Origin of the sequence: Gordonia sp. JH63 (genome assembly GCF_009856645.1) — a bacterium.
Lineage (GTDB): Bacteria > Actinomycetota > Actinomycetes > Mycobacteriales > Mycobacteriaceae > Gordonia > Gordonia hongkongensis.
Window position 1 is genome coordinate 4,353,158 of the sequence record NZ_CP047235.1, and the last position, 14,484, is coordinate 4,367,641.

Sequence of the window (14,484 nt, forward strand, 5' to 3'; positions counted from 1 at the left end):
GTCAGAACCTCTCCGGGAACACCAGCGCGACGAGCAGGAACACCACGGTCGCGGCGGCGAGGGCCAGCAGCACGACGTTGGTCACCCCGTCGGCGGTCACGACTTGGTCCGCACATCGAGGGCTCGCACCGCCAGCACGCACAGGGCGAACCCTGCGAGGGCCGGCAGCACGTACACGAGGTCCGCCACGCAGTCACTCTCCGATCACATCGACGTCCACCACTCGGTGGCCACGTCGAAGGATCACGCAGCCCGACGGGCCGCGAAAGAGCTCTTAACACTTTCCATACGCGGGCCACGCCGTTATTGATGCGGCGTTGACATCCGCGCGGAGCGGCGCGGGTTGCTACGCCGTAGGCGTGATGACGATCCCCACGCTGCCGTGATCGCCCCGGCGGAGCTTGCTGCCGAGCATGGTGATCTTGCCGAGGAGTCCGTACTTGTCGGCGATGGCCTTCTTGACGCGGCCGCTGTCCGCGGCGTCGAGCACCTCGGCGGTGCCGCTGACGGGTGCACCGAAAGTCTTGTGGCCCCGGACGTCACAGGCCTGCACGACGACGCGCGGATCGCGTCGCAGGCGCTTGACCTTCCACGAATCCGCGACGGTCCACATGACGAGTTGGTCGCCGTCGAGCGCCGCCCACAGCGGCGAGGTCACCGCGGTGCCGTCCTTGCGGTAGGTCGTCAGATTCACGTACTTGGCGGTGCCTGCTTCGCCGAATGTCGCCGCGCTCGAGGTCATGCGGCAATGCTACGGGCAAACAGTGTCTGCGCATGGCCGTCCGACGAGCCGGCGGGCCCGTTGATCTCACCGAGAACCCCGGCGTCGCACAGGGTCGCCCAGGCGGTGACCTGATTCGCCGAGAGGACCGGTTTGCCGAGCTCGGCTTCGAGGCCGGCGAGGATGTCGTAGGTCCACAGGTTGGTGCAGGACACGAAAATCGCGTCGGCATCGGGATGGTCCGCGGCGCGGATCAGGTCGGCGGTCACGTGGTAGGGAATCGTCCAGATCTCGTGGTCGCGGCCGAGCCCGGCCTGCGCCACGACGCTCCGGCCTGATTCGGCGAGGAAGTCGCACAGCAGAGCGGTGAGGTTCGCCGTGTAGGGCGTCGCGACCGAAAGCGTACCGATGCCCAGTACATCGAGCGCACGGATCAGTGCCTCCGACGTCGTCACCGCCCGGTCGGCACCGGCCGCGACCATGCAGTTCGAGATCTCGAGGGCGCCCGCCATCCCGTAGACGAAGCTGCCCGACGCGCAGGCGTAGCCGAACGCACGCGGTCCGACCGAGGAGACGGCGCGCACCGCGGCGGCGATCTCGGCGTGATTGTTCAGGTCCCAACACAGTTCGACGTCGACCGGCGCGTCGATGAAGCCGGTGCGGGTGAAGTACAGCGACACGGAGTCCGGCATCCACCGCCACAGCTCACGATCGAGAGCCATGTCGAACGGGCACACCATCCCGATACCGATCTGGGCCGTCATGCACGGATGATGGCACATTGTCGGATTGTCTACAATTTGTGCGGGCTCGCCTTGCGCAGCGCCGCATCCACGTCCTCGCGGACCACGCAGCCGTAGGCGTGGTCGTTGACCATGCCCGTCGCCTGCATGAGGGCGAACATCGTGGTCGGACCGACGAACCGCCAGCCGCGCTTCTTCAGGTCCTTGGACAGAGCGAGCGACTCGGGCGAGGTCGTCATCGAACCCGGCACGTGGTCCCCGGCGGGGGCGTATTTCCAGAAATAGGACTCCAGCGACCCCTGCTCGTCGATCAGTTCGACGGCCCGGCGAGCATTGTTGATCGATGCCTCGATCTTGCCGCGGTGTCGGATGATGCCGGCGTCGGCGAGCAGCCTGGCGACGTCGGCGTCGGTAAAGCGTGCCACTCGCTCGATGTCGAACCCCGCGAACGCGGCCCGGAAGTTCTCCCGCTTGATCAGAATCGTCCGCCAGCTCAGCCCGGACTGGAAACCCTCGAGGCAGACACGCTCGAACAGCGCCGTGTCGCCGGCGATCGGGAATCCCCACTCCGTGTCGTGGTAGGTGGTCTCCGGCTCACGCGCCGCCCACAGGCAACGCGCTCGACCGTCGGCGATCGTTATGGTGTCGTCAGGCATGCACGCCCCTCTCGTCGCGAGGAGGCTACTCCGCGACACCGACATCCCAGCTCACCGGCGGTTCGGAGGGCGCCTGCGCCGCCGTTATCTCCCCGTTACCAAGTATTGCGAAAGCGTCCCGTTGTGTGTCGCGATGATCACTTTGCGCAGCGCGGGGCCTAGCGTTGGACACATCGCAACTCGGCCACCCGGCGCAGTGCCGCCCGACGTGAGCCCCGAGAGCGGGACAATCCATCTGCGGCAAGGAGCTTCGTGATGAAAGACACCGAACTGAGCACTCTCCTCGCCCGGGTGGCCACCGGCGACGTGGACGCGTTCGCGCAGTTCTACGACGCGACGTGTGACCGGGTCTACGGCATGACGCTGCGGGTCCTCCGCGATCCGGGCTACAGCGAGGAGGCCACCCAGGAGACGTTCCTGGCGGTCTGGCGCAATGCCGACGCCTACGATCCCGCGTCCGGCTCCGCACTGTCGTGGATTCTCACTCTCGCGCATCGTCGCGCGGTCGATCGCGTGCGCTCCGAGTCGGCGGCGACCCGCCGGACCGTCGCCTACGGCATCGCCGACACCGGTCGCGAGGTCGACGAGGTCAGCGAATCGGTGGAGCGACGCGAGATCGCCCGCCTGATCCACACCGGCCTGGAAACCCTCACCCCGCTGCAGCGCCAGGCGATCGAGCTCGCCTACTTCCATGGGCTCACCTACCGCGAGGTCGCCGAACATCTCGACGTCGCCCTGCCGACCGTCAAGTCCCGCATCCGGGACGGCCTGATCAGGCTCCGGCAGACCGTGCCGGTTCGCGTCGCCTGACTTCACCCGCACCAAGCTCCACCGTCCCGACCGGCCCCGCTCGACGGCGATCACCCGCCAACCGAGTGGGGTCGACTCATGTCGGCACCCCGAGCGAACCGACTGTGGCGTCGACCACACAAATTTTGGGACGCAGGCCAGGTCACAGCCGTTACCACCTGGCGTTCGACGCGAATCCACCGACCACGTCTCCCGCTGCCCGGCCCGGGCAGGCAAAATCATGGGTGGATGTCACGCGAGTCCATCCCCGTCGTGATATCGGTAAAACCGGACCCACAAGGCCGCACACACAAACGCGTCGACCAAGACAGAATCGAGAACACATCGCATGAGTGCCGAACAGCCGACCATCATCTATACGCTGACCGACGAGGCACCCATGCTCGCCACTCACGCGTTTCTGCCGGTCGTGCGCACGTTCGCCGGGGCGGCCGGGATCGCCGTCGAGACCAGCGACATCTCCGTCGCGGCTCGCATCCTCGCCGAGTTCTCCGACCTCCTGCCCGATGACCAGAAGGTCACCGACAACCTGGGCGAGCTCGGCAAGCTGACCCAGAAGTCCGACACCAACATCATCAAGCTCCCCAACATCTCCGCGTCGGTCCCCCAGCTGCTCGCCGCCATCAAGGAGCTCCAGGGCAAGGGTTACGACCTGCCCGACTTCCCGGGCAACCCGAAGACCGACGAGGAGCGCGCGATTCGCGACCGGTACACCAAGTGCCTCGGTAGCGCCGTGAACCCCGTTCTGCGCGAAGGTAACTCGGACCGTCGAGCACCGAAGGCGGTCAAGGAGTACGCGAAGAAGCACCCGCACAGCATGGGTGAGTGGTCGATGGCTTCGCGCACCCACGTCGCCCACATGCGCGAAGGCGACTTCTACCACGGCGAGAAGTCGATGACCGTCTCCGGCGACCGCAAGGTCAAGATGGAGCTGATCACCGACTCCGGCGAGACCCTCGTGCTCAAGCCCGAGGTCACGCTGACCGACGGTGACGTCATCGACAGCATGTTCATGAGCAAGAAGGCCCTGATCAAGTTCTACGAGGAACAGATCGACGACGCCTACAAGACCGGCGTGATGTTCTCGCTGCACGTCAAGGCCACCATGATGCGGGTCTCGCACCCGATCGTCTTCGGGCACGCGGTCAAGGTCTTCTACCGCGAGGCCTTCGAGAAGCACGGCGAACTCTTCGACGAGCTCGGCGTCAACGTCAACAACGGGCTGTCGGATCTCTACAGCAAGATCGAGTCGCTGCCCAGCGCGCAGCGCGAGGAGATCATCGACGACCTGCACAAGTGCCACGAGCATCGCCCCGAGCTGGCGATGGTCGACTCGGCCCGCGGCATCACCAACTTCCACTCCCCCAGCGACGTCATCGTCGACGCCTCGATGCCGGCCATGATCCGCGCGGGCGGCAAGATGTACGGCGCCGATGGCCGGCTCAAGGACACCAAGGCCGTCAACCCGGAGTCGACCTTCTCCCGCATCTACCAGGAGATGATCAACTTCTGTAAGACCAACGGACAGTTCGATCCCACGACGATGGGCACGGTGCCCAACGTCGGTCTGATGGCGCAGAAGGCCGAGGAGTACGGCTCGCACGACAAGACCTTCGAGGTCCCCGCGGGCGGCACCGCCAACATCACCGATCTGGAGACCGGCGAGGTGCTGCTCACCCAGACCGTCGAAGAGGGCGACATCTGGCGTCTGTGCATCGTCAAGGACGCGCCCGTCCAGGACTGGATCAAGCTGGCCGTGAACCGGTGCCGCGATTCCGGGATGCCGGTGCTCTTCTGGCTCGACCCGTACCGCCCGCATGAGAACGAGCTGATCAAGAAGGTCCACAAGTATCTTCCCGATCACGACACCGAGGGCCTCGACATCCAGATCATGTCGCAGGTCCGCGCCATGCGGTACACCCTCGAGCGCGTCGTCCGCGGCCTGGACACCATCTCGGCCACGGGCAACATCCTGCGCGACTACCTGACCGACCTGTTCCCGATCCTGGAACTCGGCACCAGCGCCAAGATGCTGTCGATCGTCCCGCTGATGGCCGGCGGCGGACTCTACGAGACCGGCGCGGGCGGCTCGGCACCGAAGCACGTCAAGCAGCTCATCGAGGAGAACCACCTCCGGTGGGATTCGCTCGGCGAGTTCCTCGCGCTCGCGGTGAGCCTCGAGGACGTGGGCAAGAAGTTCGACGACAAGCGCGCCGTCATCCTGGCGAAGGCCCTCGACACCGCCACCGGCAAGTTGCTCGAGAACGACAAGGGACCGTCGCGTAAGACCGGCGAACTCGACAACCGCGGCAGCCAGTTCTACCTGGCGCTCTACTGGGCTCAGGAACTCGCCGCGCAGACCGAGGACGACGAGCTCGCGAAGCACTTCTCGTCGCTGGCCGAAACCCTCGCGGCCAACGAGGACAAGATCGTCGAGGAGCTCAACGCGGTGCAGGGCGAGCAGGTCGACATCGGCGGCTACTACTACCCCGACTGGGACAAGACCGCCGCCGTCATGCGTCCGAGCACGACGTTCAACGAGGCACTCGCGAACGCGCAGCGCTGATTTGGAAGTCGGCGTGGGTCTCGAGTGAGGCCCACGCCGACTCATCAGACCCATTCGAACTGGATCAGACGCTGGCCGCAGATGCCCGTCGCGTCAACAACATTCGGACCGTGGAGTAGTGCGTGCGATCGACAAGACCCTCGAGGGGCGGGAGCCGCAGCCGGGGTTGACCAGTCGTGCGGTGGTCACGGCCCGTCGTGCGCCCATCGTGCGTGTCGGCGGGCACAGGCAACGCGTCATCGGCCCGTAAAGCTCGGCGCGGCCGCACGTAGTCCTCTCGATCTCTTCGGCGTACACACGCTGCTAGCAAACAGGTCGGGGATCGATCAGTCGGAGTAGCGGGGCACGACGGAGAACACCTCGATGTCGCGCGGTACCCCCTTGGCGCGGAATCGCCGACGACGAGTGGCGTACCGATCGGCGCCGGCGGCCTCGACGGTCGCTCCGCTGGCCAACAGCTCACCGGCTCCCGCCGCTGCCGCGACCCGAGCGGCGACGTTCACATCGACACCGAGGAAATCGTCACCGACCGCCCGCGGTTCGCCGGTGTGGAGACCGGCTCGCAGCTGTGGCCGGTAGTCCCCGACCGTCAGGGCACTCACGGCGACGATCACCTCGTGACCGGCCTCGATCGCTTTGACACCGTCGATGAACACGGCCATCGTCCCGTCGCCGAGATGTTTGACGATGCGTCCGCCGCGGCTGCGCACGATGTTCTCGGTGACGCCGTTGACGTCGCGCAGGAGTTGGAGGACCTGGTCGTCTCCGGCATGCAGGGCCCACGTCGAGAATCCGACGAGATCGGTGAACAAGATGGTGGCGGGGACTGGGGTGCGTTCGGATCGATGACGTCGTGTGGTCACCAACGCCTGCCACACCTGGATCGATGCGAGGCCGAGCTCTCGTATGGCACTGGGTTTCTCGGGCCGGGACTCGCTGATGAGGCGTGCCACGCGGTCGGATGCACGCGGCCCGGTGATCGGGTTCTCGTCGTGCGGGATCAGATCTCGTGCGGCGCGAGCCGCCTTGACGACCCCGGCTCTGGAGTCGGTGCGGGCCAGCAGGTCGGCCATCCGGCGCCCGGGTCCGGGACGGTCGGGATCGTCGCGTCGGACGGGAAGCCGGTCGCCCCGACGACGGGTCGACCCACCGGTCCTATCGTTCGCTGCGGAGGGTTCGTCCGGGCCGTCCGCGTCGGATGTCGCATCGTCGTCGGTCGGACCGGGATCCGGGAGACCGTCGCGGTCGCGGTCACGTGTCGAATCGTCGGCTCCGGTCACGCCTCGAGTCTAGTGGCCCCGCTCATCGCGAGACCGACACCGCCGCGGCCTCGGTGACACCGTTCCGCAAACGCTGATGTAACGGCCTTTGTACCATCCGTAGTGCGTTCTGAGCAGGTAGCGTGCGGCCCATGAAGTTGGTGCGGGCGGCATGGGTGGCCTTGGGGGTGCTTGCCCTGGCGTTCGCGCTGTGGAACGCTTTCGAGCCTGCTGGGTGGTCGTCGATGTCGTGCGGCAAGATCGGCGAATTGGACGAGCCTGGCGTTCGCCCAGGCGCGACCTGCGATGACCCGGTGTGGTCGGCCTACGGCGTGTGGCCCCCTGTGACTCTCGGTGTCTTGCTCAGTGCCGCACCACTTGTCGCCGCGCTGGTGATGCGCTGGTGGGTGTCGTGGAATGGACGACGCCGGGTGTGGGGACGTACAGTTAGTGCTCAGGTGCACTGGGACCCGCCGCCGTCGTGCTGCGGATCGCCTAACTCCCGGTGACTATGGTGATTACACCCCCGCCGGTGACTGTTCGGATCGACGCGTTCGAGTACGGATGCTGTCGTACACCTCCCGCGGTCGGAGAGACAATCAACGGAACGCTCGCTGCCTACCCCACCCTGGCCGACCGGTCGCCGGTGAATGTGACCAGGTGGGACCGCGACCGCGGCCTCATAGCGTTCGTTGGCGGTGTCGCGCAGTGGACTTCGACCGACGCCGGCCCGCTCGACCAGCCGGTCGGGTTGTGGCTGTCCTGGCACCCCGTCGGGGCACCCGGTGTCGAGGCCACCGGGACCGTCACGAGTGTCAGCCAGATCTACCTCGGCTCAGCCGCCGATCCCACGGCCGGTGAAACCCTCCAACCGGTCGAGCGGGTCGAGAGGTTTCCCGAAGCCCTGGTCACCCCGGCGGGCGCATTCGAACCCGGCGGGGCCGTGGTGACTCTGACCGACCTCGTCCTGGTCGAACCCACCCCGCAACAGATCGCCGACTACCGAGCAGAACAGGCAATCGCCCGGCGCACAGTCAACATCACCGCACCCCCGGAGTTCTTCGGACCCACAGTTCCCGACTGCGGGGAACGGATCACCGTCGACCTCGACGACCCCACCGCACAGATCGCCAACCGGCCGCCCGGATCAGGCGGACTCGTCACCGGGGTCACGCGCCAGGTCAAGGAAGCGGTCTTCGACCGACGGATCGGCCCGGCCGGAATCATCGCCTTCCGGCGGGCACCAGCCGGTGCCTCCACGTCGGCCATCACCAACGACATGTTCATCGTCCTGGTCCTCGACGAGTCGTCATGACCCAACTGTGGCTTCTCGAAGACCTTGAGCCGTTCCCCGACAGCCCCGAGCCTGGCGACGTCTTCGCACCCACCACATACTGGGTCGACGCAGCCGCCGGCATCATCGAGCACCATCCGGTACCCGTCTCGGTGTGCTCATACGTCCCAGCCACTGTTCGTCGCAGCGATGGGTCCGGCGACCAGATTGAATGGGTCGCCGAACTGGGCGGTGGATTCACCACCCTTCTGCGTGGCGACCACACCCCCGGCCGCACGCTGCTACACGGCTGCCTGATGTGGGACCGATACCTCTGGCTCGACTACCGCACCAGTCCCAGCGGACACCTGCGCCTTCTAGACCGAGCCGGTCACCTCACCCAGCGTCGCCACCTCGCACCGACACTGCACCCCGGATGGTTCGACGTACGTTACGTGGGACCGCCGCATCACGCCCCGACCGGTGACATCCCGGATGAACACCATTCGCGCTTCAATACCTTGAAAGTCGGTTTTGCATAACCAGTTCGACATGCACAAGTTGTCAGTAGATGAGTTTCGGAGCTGCACAGGCATGTTGGGGTGCGTAGTGACATAGCCATCCGCCACATGACGAATTGCTCTGCCGGAAGGACCCATTGCGACTCTGGGGTCGTGAACCGATGCGCGACCTCATGTGATGGGTGTCTGTGGTCGCCGTGTTGTTCGCGGGCGGAATCACCTGGTGGATGGAGTTCAAGGCGCTCGATGCTTCTTTCGTCGGCAGAGGACTTGACGGACGGACGATCTACACCCACCACCGGTGCAGGCTTTGTCGACATCGTTGGGCCACCTGCTCCGCCGTGGTGGCTGGACCCGGCGGTCTACGCGCTCGTAGCGTTCGTCGCCTTTGCTGCGGTGGTCGATGCGTGTGCAGTCCGACGTCTGATCCCCGGCATCGTCACCGTGGTAGCGCCTTTCGTGGCGCTGGCCCTGTTTGTGCTGGCCACTCCGGGTGGGATCGAGTGGGTGGTCCCGGACAACGCAGTCTCCCTCATGTTGGTTCTGGTTGGCGTCGCGGTCCGTGAGGTGTGAATGCGCGTTGGCGCGCCCAAGATCGGCGCTCAGCGGGCGGAGTGAGTTGCAGTTCAGTGCAACTGCGAGACGTCCCGTCTCGGCGCACTCGCCGAGTGGTGGTGACAGTTGAGGGCGATTGCGATCAGTAGGTCAGCGGGTCCCACACGGTTTCACAACCTACGGTCCTTGAAGTACCGCCTGGGCGCGGCGTATTGGGCGGGGGCACCACAGTCGGGGTCGGCGGTGACGATGTCGAGGTCTGATTCGGCCAGTAGGCCGGCGATCGTCTTTGTGTTCGCGCCGATACCCGCCCAGTGGTCGTCAACGTCGGAGGCGATGCACCACGCGTGATCAGCTGGCCACACAAATGCTGCCGGATTGTGCCCCGTCTCTCGCACACCCCAGCGTCCGAAGTCCGACAGCGGGCCGTGCAGGAGGTAGTAGGTCCGGTTCGGGATGCGCAATCGAGCGCTCTGGCGCATAACCGCGGAAGTATCTGGCCAGCCCTCCCAGATCGCAAAATAGCAGTCGTCCGGCGTGCCAGTTGCAGAGTGCAAGAGTTCGCACAGACTGCCGGCTTTGGCCTGGTCAGTGGGCTCGTCCGGGTCACCAGGGTTGTCTTGCCCGTCGGGGTCAGGCATGAACCGCAATCGTGCGTACGCCTCGAACCCTGGAGTGCCGAACCCGACGAGATCCTGCCAGGGCTCTTCCGAGTTCGCGATCCAGGCAGCAGCTCGAGAGGTCTCGCACGGTTTCAGCACCACGGGTCAATCACACCATGGCGTGGGGTCTTTGGTGGGTCGAGTGTCCAGTGCAAGGTGCCGGTGCCGGTGCCGAGGTCGGGTCGTCAGTGGTTGAAAGGGCGTCAACCCTCGATGGCGGTAGCGAGTTGATGTAGAAGCACGCGGAGGCTTCGCCACGACGTGGTCTCGTCGTCGGCCTCGACTGTGTCGAACTCCGGGCTCTAGCCGCGTTTCTCGCCTGGGCGCATGTCGTCGGCGACCAAGAGGTACCGGTCGCGCTCAGCGAGGCGCAGCTACTCGGGGATGAAGGTGTAAGCCGGAGTGCCTGCCCGGCCAGTTACTGGATGTCCAGGCGACGAGACGTTGTTGACGACAGGCGTGCTGCACCCGTGCGATCAGAATGGGGCGGCAAAAATGTAGAGCCAAGTGCTGCGGTCACCCGCCTGGGGGTCGAACCAGACGGTGAGATGACCGCCCCACTCCCCCGCTGACGCCGGGTCGTTGTAGTCGCCAGCCGGCCGGCCACATGCCATCAGAGTCGGTGAGGGCGGCGGGCCGTGCCTCGACGGTGAGCGCATCGACGCCATATTCGGCGGATCGGTGGTCGCACAGTGCAGCCGTGACTGCCGAATGATCCTGTCGCGCAACATCGCACCGTCCGCTTTCACGACGAGGTAAGCACTCGGTTTGCCTTGCAACTGCGATGTCACTTCCCCGTAGTTGATGGCGCTGTCGTTCAGGTGAACACCCATGGCTTCGGCGATCCGTTCAGCCCCGTCGGCGTCTTCTGTGACCGACACCTTGGACAGGCTGTCCTCGAACCACGACGAGCGAAGAGTGAGCCAACCAGCGGCACCGATGAGCACGATCGCGGCGGCGAAGGCGGTGATGATTCCACCGAGCACCCAGAAAAACAACACCTTGGTACGCACTCATCAACTGTGGCACGCCTACATCTGCCCGCCATCACCTGCACGCGCTGGCCGCGGCGGCGCACCGCGTCTGAGCAGGTCGGGATTGACGACTCGGATGGCCTGGACGAAGGCAACGACGAGCGCTCCGTAGCTGCACACCGAGTACGGCCAGGGGCTGTGGGTGCTCATTGTGATGCGGGGGTCGTCTCGAATCCAGTAGGTGCAGCGCACGCCGAGGGGAAGGAGCTCGAATCGGTGAGACCAGTCGAGGCTGGGATGGAATGTGCTCACCACGTCTGGAGGCGGCGGTGGTAGCTGCTCAGGGGGAAAGCCGACGGGTACAAACCCATCACGCACCGAACACGTGTGACCGGGGTAGTCGTTGTAATCGTCGAGACTGGTCAACGCGAGGAAAGCAATTGCCCCGCAGATCGCCAGCACCGCAGAAACTGCGGCCGAAGATCGTTGGATGTTTCGGCCAGCGGCTCTGAAGGATAGCCAGATGGTCCACGCCCAGAACATGAGCGCGAGGGCGACCGGTGGCGTGAGCAGCACGAAGAACCCTTCCACCGTCACTCCTTCTCTCGCAGACCGCTACTACTCCGCAATCGTTCCACCTGACCCGTACTCCGATTGACCTCGATATCCGCGCCGGCTCCGGTCCTGCCGGAGGTGAACGAATGAGATTGGTCTCGCAGTGGTCCGCCTGAACCATTCTTCTTCAGCTTCGGCTTCGCCCACCCCGGCTGATTACGGGGCGTGTATGACTTGGGCACTCGAGCTCTACACCGGTCCACTCGAGCGGCCGTCGCTCGCTACTGTGCAGCACCTCCTCCCCGCCAACGAGCCCGTCACAGGCTCACCAGACACTCAGTCGAGCGGTACCGGTTAGGCGACCGGTTGTTCGCGGCTTCTGCCGACACCTAGGACTGTCCCGCCGTCTACCGTCGAGATCATGGCCGACGTCAACTTCTACTTCGATCCCGTGTGCCCCTTCGCGTGGATGACGAGCAGATGGGTGCGAAAGGTACAGGCCCAGCGGGACTACACGGTGGAATGGCGGTTCATCTCGCTACGTCTGCTGAACGCACACGTCGATTACGACGCGCAGTTCCCGCCGGAGTACGAGGCCGGGCACACCGCCGGACTCCGCCTCCTGCGCGCGGCGGCGAGCATCCGCCGCGAACACGGACCGGCCGCCATCGGCCCGCTCTACGAGGCGCTGGGTACACAAATCTTCGACGCGCACACCGGTTCCTACACCGTCGACGCCACCGACTTCCGCGGTACCGCGGAGTTCCTCGGGCCCGTGCTGGATGAGCTCGGGCTACCCGCGCACCACCTGGACGCCCTCGACGATGCCGAGTTCGACGCGGAGATCCAAACCGAGACCGACGAGGCCCTGTCGCTGACCGGTCGCGACGTCGGCACGCCGATCATCCACTTCCAGCCGCCCGAGGGAGTTGCATTCTTCGGGCCCGTCATCAGCCGTCTACCCGGTGACGACGACGCGGTCGTCCTGTGGGACCACGTGATCGGCCTGGCGAGTTTCCCCGGTTTCGCCGAGCTCAAGCGGAGCCTGCGGGAGAAGCCACAACTGCGGGCCTTCGGAGTGACCGACGGCGAGGCGGGTGTCGAGGAGGACTGGCACGGCGGGAGTCGGCGCACCAAGAAGTGAGCCGCCCGGCGTCTACTTGAACGGATTGAGCGTCCGGCCGAGGAAGTACTGGATACCCGGCGGAATGGGACGCACGGCCGTCGTGACCAGCTTGTTCACCATGCCGGTCACGCACACCGCGTCGCCCTTCATCACCGCGTTCCACCCCTCGCGCACGACGTCCTCGGGCTCCTGCCACAACACACCGGGCAGGCGATCGGCGGTCTCGCGGGTCTCCGCCCCCATCGCATCGTGGAATTCACTCCTGGTGAAACCGGGACAGAGCGCCGTCACGTGGATGCCGTGCGGTTTCAGTTCCATGTCCAGGGACTGGGACATCAACAGCACATACGACTTGATCGCGGAGTAGAGCAGGCCCTCCGCGGGAGGCAGCAGAGCCGTGATGGACGAGACGTTCACGATCCGCCCCCACCGGCGCTTCTTCATCCCCGGGAGCACGCGGTGGGACAGCTCGGTCAACGAGGTCAGCATCAACTGCAGCTGCCCTCCGACCTCCTCCCACGGCGTCTCGGCGAACTTGGTGCTCAGCGACATACCGGCGTTGTTGATCAGCACGTCGATGTCCAGCCCGAGTTCATCGGCGCGCTCGATGATCGCGGCCGGCGTGCCGGGTTCGGACAGATCCCCGGCGAACACCTCACAGCGAACGCCGTGCTCGCGATGTAGTCGCTCGGACAACTCGTCGAGCCGTTCGGCCCGACGGGCGACCAGCAGTAGGTCGTACCCTTCCGCGGCGAGTTGTTCCGCGAACGTCTTGCCGATCCCGGCGGAGGCGCCGGTGATCAGGGCGGTGCGGTGGTCGAATGAACTGCGTCGATCCGAGGACATGCGCCGGCTTTCTGTCGATGGACGATGCCGCGAGTAGTACCAGACCGCGCGTCCCTCGTCGGATCACGACAGGCGATTTTGTTTCAACGAACAGGCTCAGGGAACGTGTCCGTACGGGTGCCAGCCGGACGGATTCCACTTTCCGCCGCGTTCTTGCCGGACCTCGCGCAAGCTGGTACCCACATATCGGGCCTCGAGTTCGGCGTCGGGTTTCCCGGTGTACACCCACCGCTTCGGATCCAGGTTTCCCTCGGCGTCGCGGTAGGACTCCCAGTAGTCGACACGGTGGACGGCCCGGACGAGATCGTCGGCGAACACCAGCACCGGTAGATCGGGGACGGTCCGGTGCGGCCCCGCACGCCAAGCGCTGCGAGCGGATTCGTAGACCACCTCGGCAGTGGCGTCGCTGCGGGCGGACTCGTCGACCTTCACCAGCACGCACACGTCGGGCAACGGCGGCGACACCGGCGCCGCATGTCGCAGGATCAGCTCCTCGATGCGCCACGGCCCCTGTGCATCCGGCGTCTCCGGAAGTTCCGATTTGGCCAGAGCGACGACGTCGACTACCGTGCGTCGTAGCGAAAGCGCGTGCGCTGCAGCCGAATCGACGGAACCGACGTCGTACCGCAGAATCCAGTGTTCGACGCCGAACCCGTCGGCGTCGATGTCGCGGATGCGCTCGGAGATGGCAGCCGCGACCTCGGCCGGATCGTCGTCGCCGACGATGTCGGCGGGGTCGGGTGCGTCGCCCGCCAGCGCGGCGGCGGTGTGGCGGTACACGCGGTTCCCGCGGCCGGCGTCGACGTGGAACACCGTGGCGTCACGCGGATCGACCAGTGCATAGACGTAGCTACCGAGCACCGTTTGCGCTTCGTGGGGAACAGGTTTCGGGGCACCGGGCGCGGGGACACCGACCGGCCGCAGCAGGGCGAGGACCTCGTCGACCACCGAAGGGCGGACCCCGAGCCCCCCGGCGGTGATCCCGCCGAAGACGACCTCGCCGGCGCGCTCCCGGTCGACGAATCGCCGGCCGGCGAAACGGTCGACGGCGCGCACCACATCGGCGACCTCGGCGCGTCGGGCCGCAGCACCGCGGGAGGACGTGCGCTCGTCGTCCGGGTCGAGCATCTCCGCGAACGCCGACGACGCCAAGAAGTCGCCGAGCGCCGTCCGGGGCAGCTCGACCGCATCGATCCTGTTCACCGCCATGGTCGCAT

At 65.9% G+C, this 14,484-nt stretch carries 16 protein-coding genes; 6 read left to right on the top strand and 10 right to left on the bottom strand.

Features of this window, described 5'->3' with window-relative positions; genetic code table 11:
• Position 1: 1 nt before the first annotated feature.
• The 4 genes from GR168_RS19290 to GR168_RS19305 all read right to left on the bottom strand — a co-directional run bounded on the left by GR168_RS19290 (position 2) and on the right by GR168_RS19305 (position 2,120).
• Positions 2-100 carry a potassium-transporting ATPase subunit F gene (locus GR168_RS19290; RefSeq protein ID WP_083229393.1) on the bottom strand — a complete coding sequence of 33 codons (99 nt, stop codon included), beginning with the start codon at positions 98-100 and terminating at the stop codon, positions 2-4.
• 246 nt (positions 101-346) lie between these two features.
• Positions 347-742, bottom strand: coding sequence for a PPOX class F420-dependent oxidoreductase (locus GR168_RS19295; RefSeq protein WP_068971209.1), 396 nt, complete (start codon positions 740-742; stop codon positions 347-349).
• Positions 739-1,485, bottom strand: a complete 747-nt coding sequence (locus GR168_RS19300; RefSeq protein WP_159371452.1) for an Asp/Glu/hydantoin racemase — start codon at positions 1,483-1,485, stop codon at positions 739-741. The genes GR168_RS19295 and GR168_RS19300 overlap by 4 nt, the downstream gene beginning before the upstream one ends.
• Before the next feature lie 29 nt (positions 1,486-1,514).
• Complete coding sequence (locus GR168_RS19305) at positions 1,515-2,120, bottom strand: DNA-3-methyladenine glycosylase I (protein WP_159371453.1); 606 nt, start codon at positions 2,118-2,120, stop codon at positions 1,515-1,517.
• 255 nt (positions 2,121-2,375) lie between these two features.
• Between GR168_RS19305 and sigK the strand changes: the two genes are divergently transcribed.
• Together sigK and GR168_RS19315 are read left to right on the top strand one after the other, a co-directional pair.
• A complete protein-coding gene (gene sigK, locus GR168_RS19310) occupies positions 2,376-2,930 on the top strand; it encodes an ECF RNA polymerase sigma factor SigK (RefSeq protein WP_159371454.1) in 555 nt (184 codons plus the stop codon).
• Positions 2,931-3,258: 328 nt separating this feature from the next.
• Positions 3,259-5,496, top strand: coding sequence for an NADP-dependent isocitrate dehydrogenase (locus tag GR168_RS19315; protein WP_159371455.1), 2,238 nt, complete (start codon positions 3,259-3,261; stop codon positions 5,494-5,496).
• A 326-nt stretch (positions 5,497-5,822) separates the two neighbouring features.
• Here the strand turns inward: GR168_RS19315 and GR168_RS19320 are convergent, their stop codons facing one another.
• Entirely contained in the window at positions 5,823-6,776 is a 954-nt protein-coding gene (locus tag GR168_RS19320; RefSeq protein WP_159371456.1) for an adenylate/guanylate cyclase domain-containing protein, read from the bottom strand.
• Between the two features lie 511 nt (positions 6,777-7,287).
• On the opposite strand from GR168_RS19320, the gene GR168_RS19325 reads away from it, so the two are divergent.
• The 3 genes from GR168_RS19325 to GR168_RS19335 all read left to right on the top strand — a co-directional run bounded on the left by GR168_RS19325 (position 7,288) and on the right by GR168_RS19335 (position 9,122).
• Positions 7,288-8,070: a hypothetical protein gene (locus GR168_RS19325; RefSeq protein WP_159371457.1), complete on the top strand. Its 783-nt coding sequence runs from the start codon at positions 7,288-7,290 to the stop codon at positions 8,068-8,070.
• Complete coding sequence (locus GR168_RS19330) at positions 8,067-8,570, top strand: hypothetical protein (protein ID WP_159371458.1); 504 nt, start codon at positions 8,067-8,069, stop codon at positions 8,568-8,570. Before GR168_RS19325 ends, GR168_RS19330 begins: the two co-directional genes overlap by 4 nt.
• Positions 8,571-8,795: 225 nt before the next feature.
• Complete coding sequence (locus GR168_RS19335; RefSeq protein ID WP_159371459.1) at positions 8,796-9,122, top strand: hypothetical protein; 327 nt, start codon at positions 8,796-8,798, stop codon at positions 9,120-9,122.
• A gap of 152 nt (positions 9,123-9,274) precedes the next feature.
• On the opposite strand, the gene GR168_RS19340 is transcribed toward GR168_RS19335, so the two are convergent.
• The 3 genes from GR168_RS19340 to GR168_RS19350 all read right to left on the bottom strand — a co-directional run bounded on the left by GR168_RS19340 (position 9,275) and on the right by GR168_RS19350 (position 11,331).
• Positions 9,275-9,745 (bottom strand): hypothetical protein, encoded by a 471-nt coding sequence (locus tag GR168_RS19340; RefSeq protein ID WP_238994941.1) that lies wholly within the window; start codon positions 9,743-9,745, stop codon positions 9,275-9,277.
• Between the two features lie 497 nt (positions 9,746-10,242).
• Positions 10,243-10,779 carry a hypothetical protein gene (locus GR168_RS19345; protein ID WP_238994942.1) on the bottom strand — a complete coding sequence of 179 codons (537 nt, stop codon included), beginning with the start codon at positions 10,777-10,779 and terminating at the stop codon, positions 10,243-10,245.
• Between the two features lie 18 nt (positions 10,780-10,797).
• Complete coding sequence (locus tag GR168_RS19350) at positions 10,798-11,331, bottom strand: hypothetical protein (protein ID WP_159371460.1); 534 nt, start codon at positions 11,329-11,331, stop codon at positions 10,798-10,800.
• Positions 11,332-11,716: 385 nt separating this feature from the next.
• Here GR168_RS19350 and GR168_RS19355 point away from each other — a divergent pair, with 385 nt between their 5' ends.
• A complete protein-coding gene (locus GR168_RS19355; protein ID WP_159371461.1) occupies positions 11,717-12,439 on the top strand; it encodes a hypothetical protein in 723 nt (240 codons plus the stop codon).
• Positions 12,440-12,451: 12 nt separating this feature from the next.
• On the opposite strand, the gene GR168_RS19360 is transcribed toward GR168_RS19355, so the two are convergent.
• Together GR168_RS19360 and GR168_RS19365 are read right to left on the bottom strand one after the other, a co-directional pair.
• A complete protein-coding gene (locus GR168_RS19360) occupies positions 12,452-13,267 on the bottom strand; it encodes an SDR family oxidoreductase (protein WP_159371462.1) in 816 nt (271 codons plus the stop codon).
• Between the two features lie 96 nt (positions 13,268-13,363).
• Complete coding sequence (locus GR168_RS19365; protein ID WP_159371976.1) at positions 13,364-14,461, bottom strand: GIY-YIG nuclease family protein; 1,098 nt, start codon at positions 14,459-14,461, stop codon at positions 13,364-13,366.
• Between the last annotated feature and the right edge of the window lie 23 nt (positions 14,462-14,484).

What these genes read in the sequence shown, in the direction of transcription:
- GR168_RS19295 (WP_068971209.1), bottom strand. Translation starts at nt 742, where the DNA reads ATGACCTCGAGCGCGGCGACATTCGGCGAAGCAGGCACCGCCAAGTAC.
- GR168_RS19315 (WP_159371455.1), top strand. Translation starts at nt 3,259, where the DNA reads ATGAGTGCCGAACAGCCGACCATCATCTATACGCTGACCGACGAGGCA.
- GR168_RS19355 (WP_159371461.1), top strand. Translation starts at nt 11,717, where the DNA reads ATGGCCGACGTCAACTTCTACTTCGATCCCGTGTGCCCCTTCGCGTGG.
- sigK (WP_159371454.1), top strand. Translation starts at nt 2,376, where the DNA reads ATGAAAGACACCGAACTGAGCACTCTCCTCGCCCGGGTGGCCACCGGC.
- GR168_RS19300 (WP_159371452.1), bottom strand. Translation starts at nt 1,485, where the DNA reads ATGACGGCCCAGATCGGTATCGGGATGGTGTGCCCGTTCGACATGGCT.
- GR168_RS19360 (WP_159371462.1), bottom strand. Translation starts at nt 13,267, where the DNA reads ATGTCCTCGGATCGACGCAGTTCATTCGACCACCGCACCGCCCTGATC.
- GR168_RS19340 (WP_238994941.1), bottom strand. Translation starts at nt 9,745, where the DNA reads ATGCCTGACCCCGACGGGCAAGACAACCCTGGTGACCCGGACGAGCCC.
- GR168_RS19335 (WP_159371459.1), top strand. Translation starts at nt 8,796, where the DNA reads ATGCTTCTTTCGTCGGCAGAGGACTTGACGGACGGACGATCTACACCC.
- GR168_RS19330 (WP_159371458.1), top strand. Translation starts at nt 8,067, where the DNA reads ATGACCCAACTGTGGCTTCTCGAAGACCTTGAGCCGTTCCCCGACAGC.
- GR168_RS19305 (WP_159371453.1), bottom strand. Translation starts at nt 2,120, where the DNA reads ATGCCTGACGACACCATAACGATCGCCGACGGTCGAGCGCGTTGCCTG.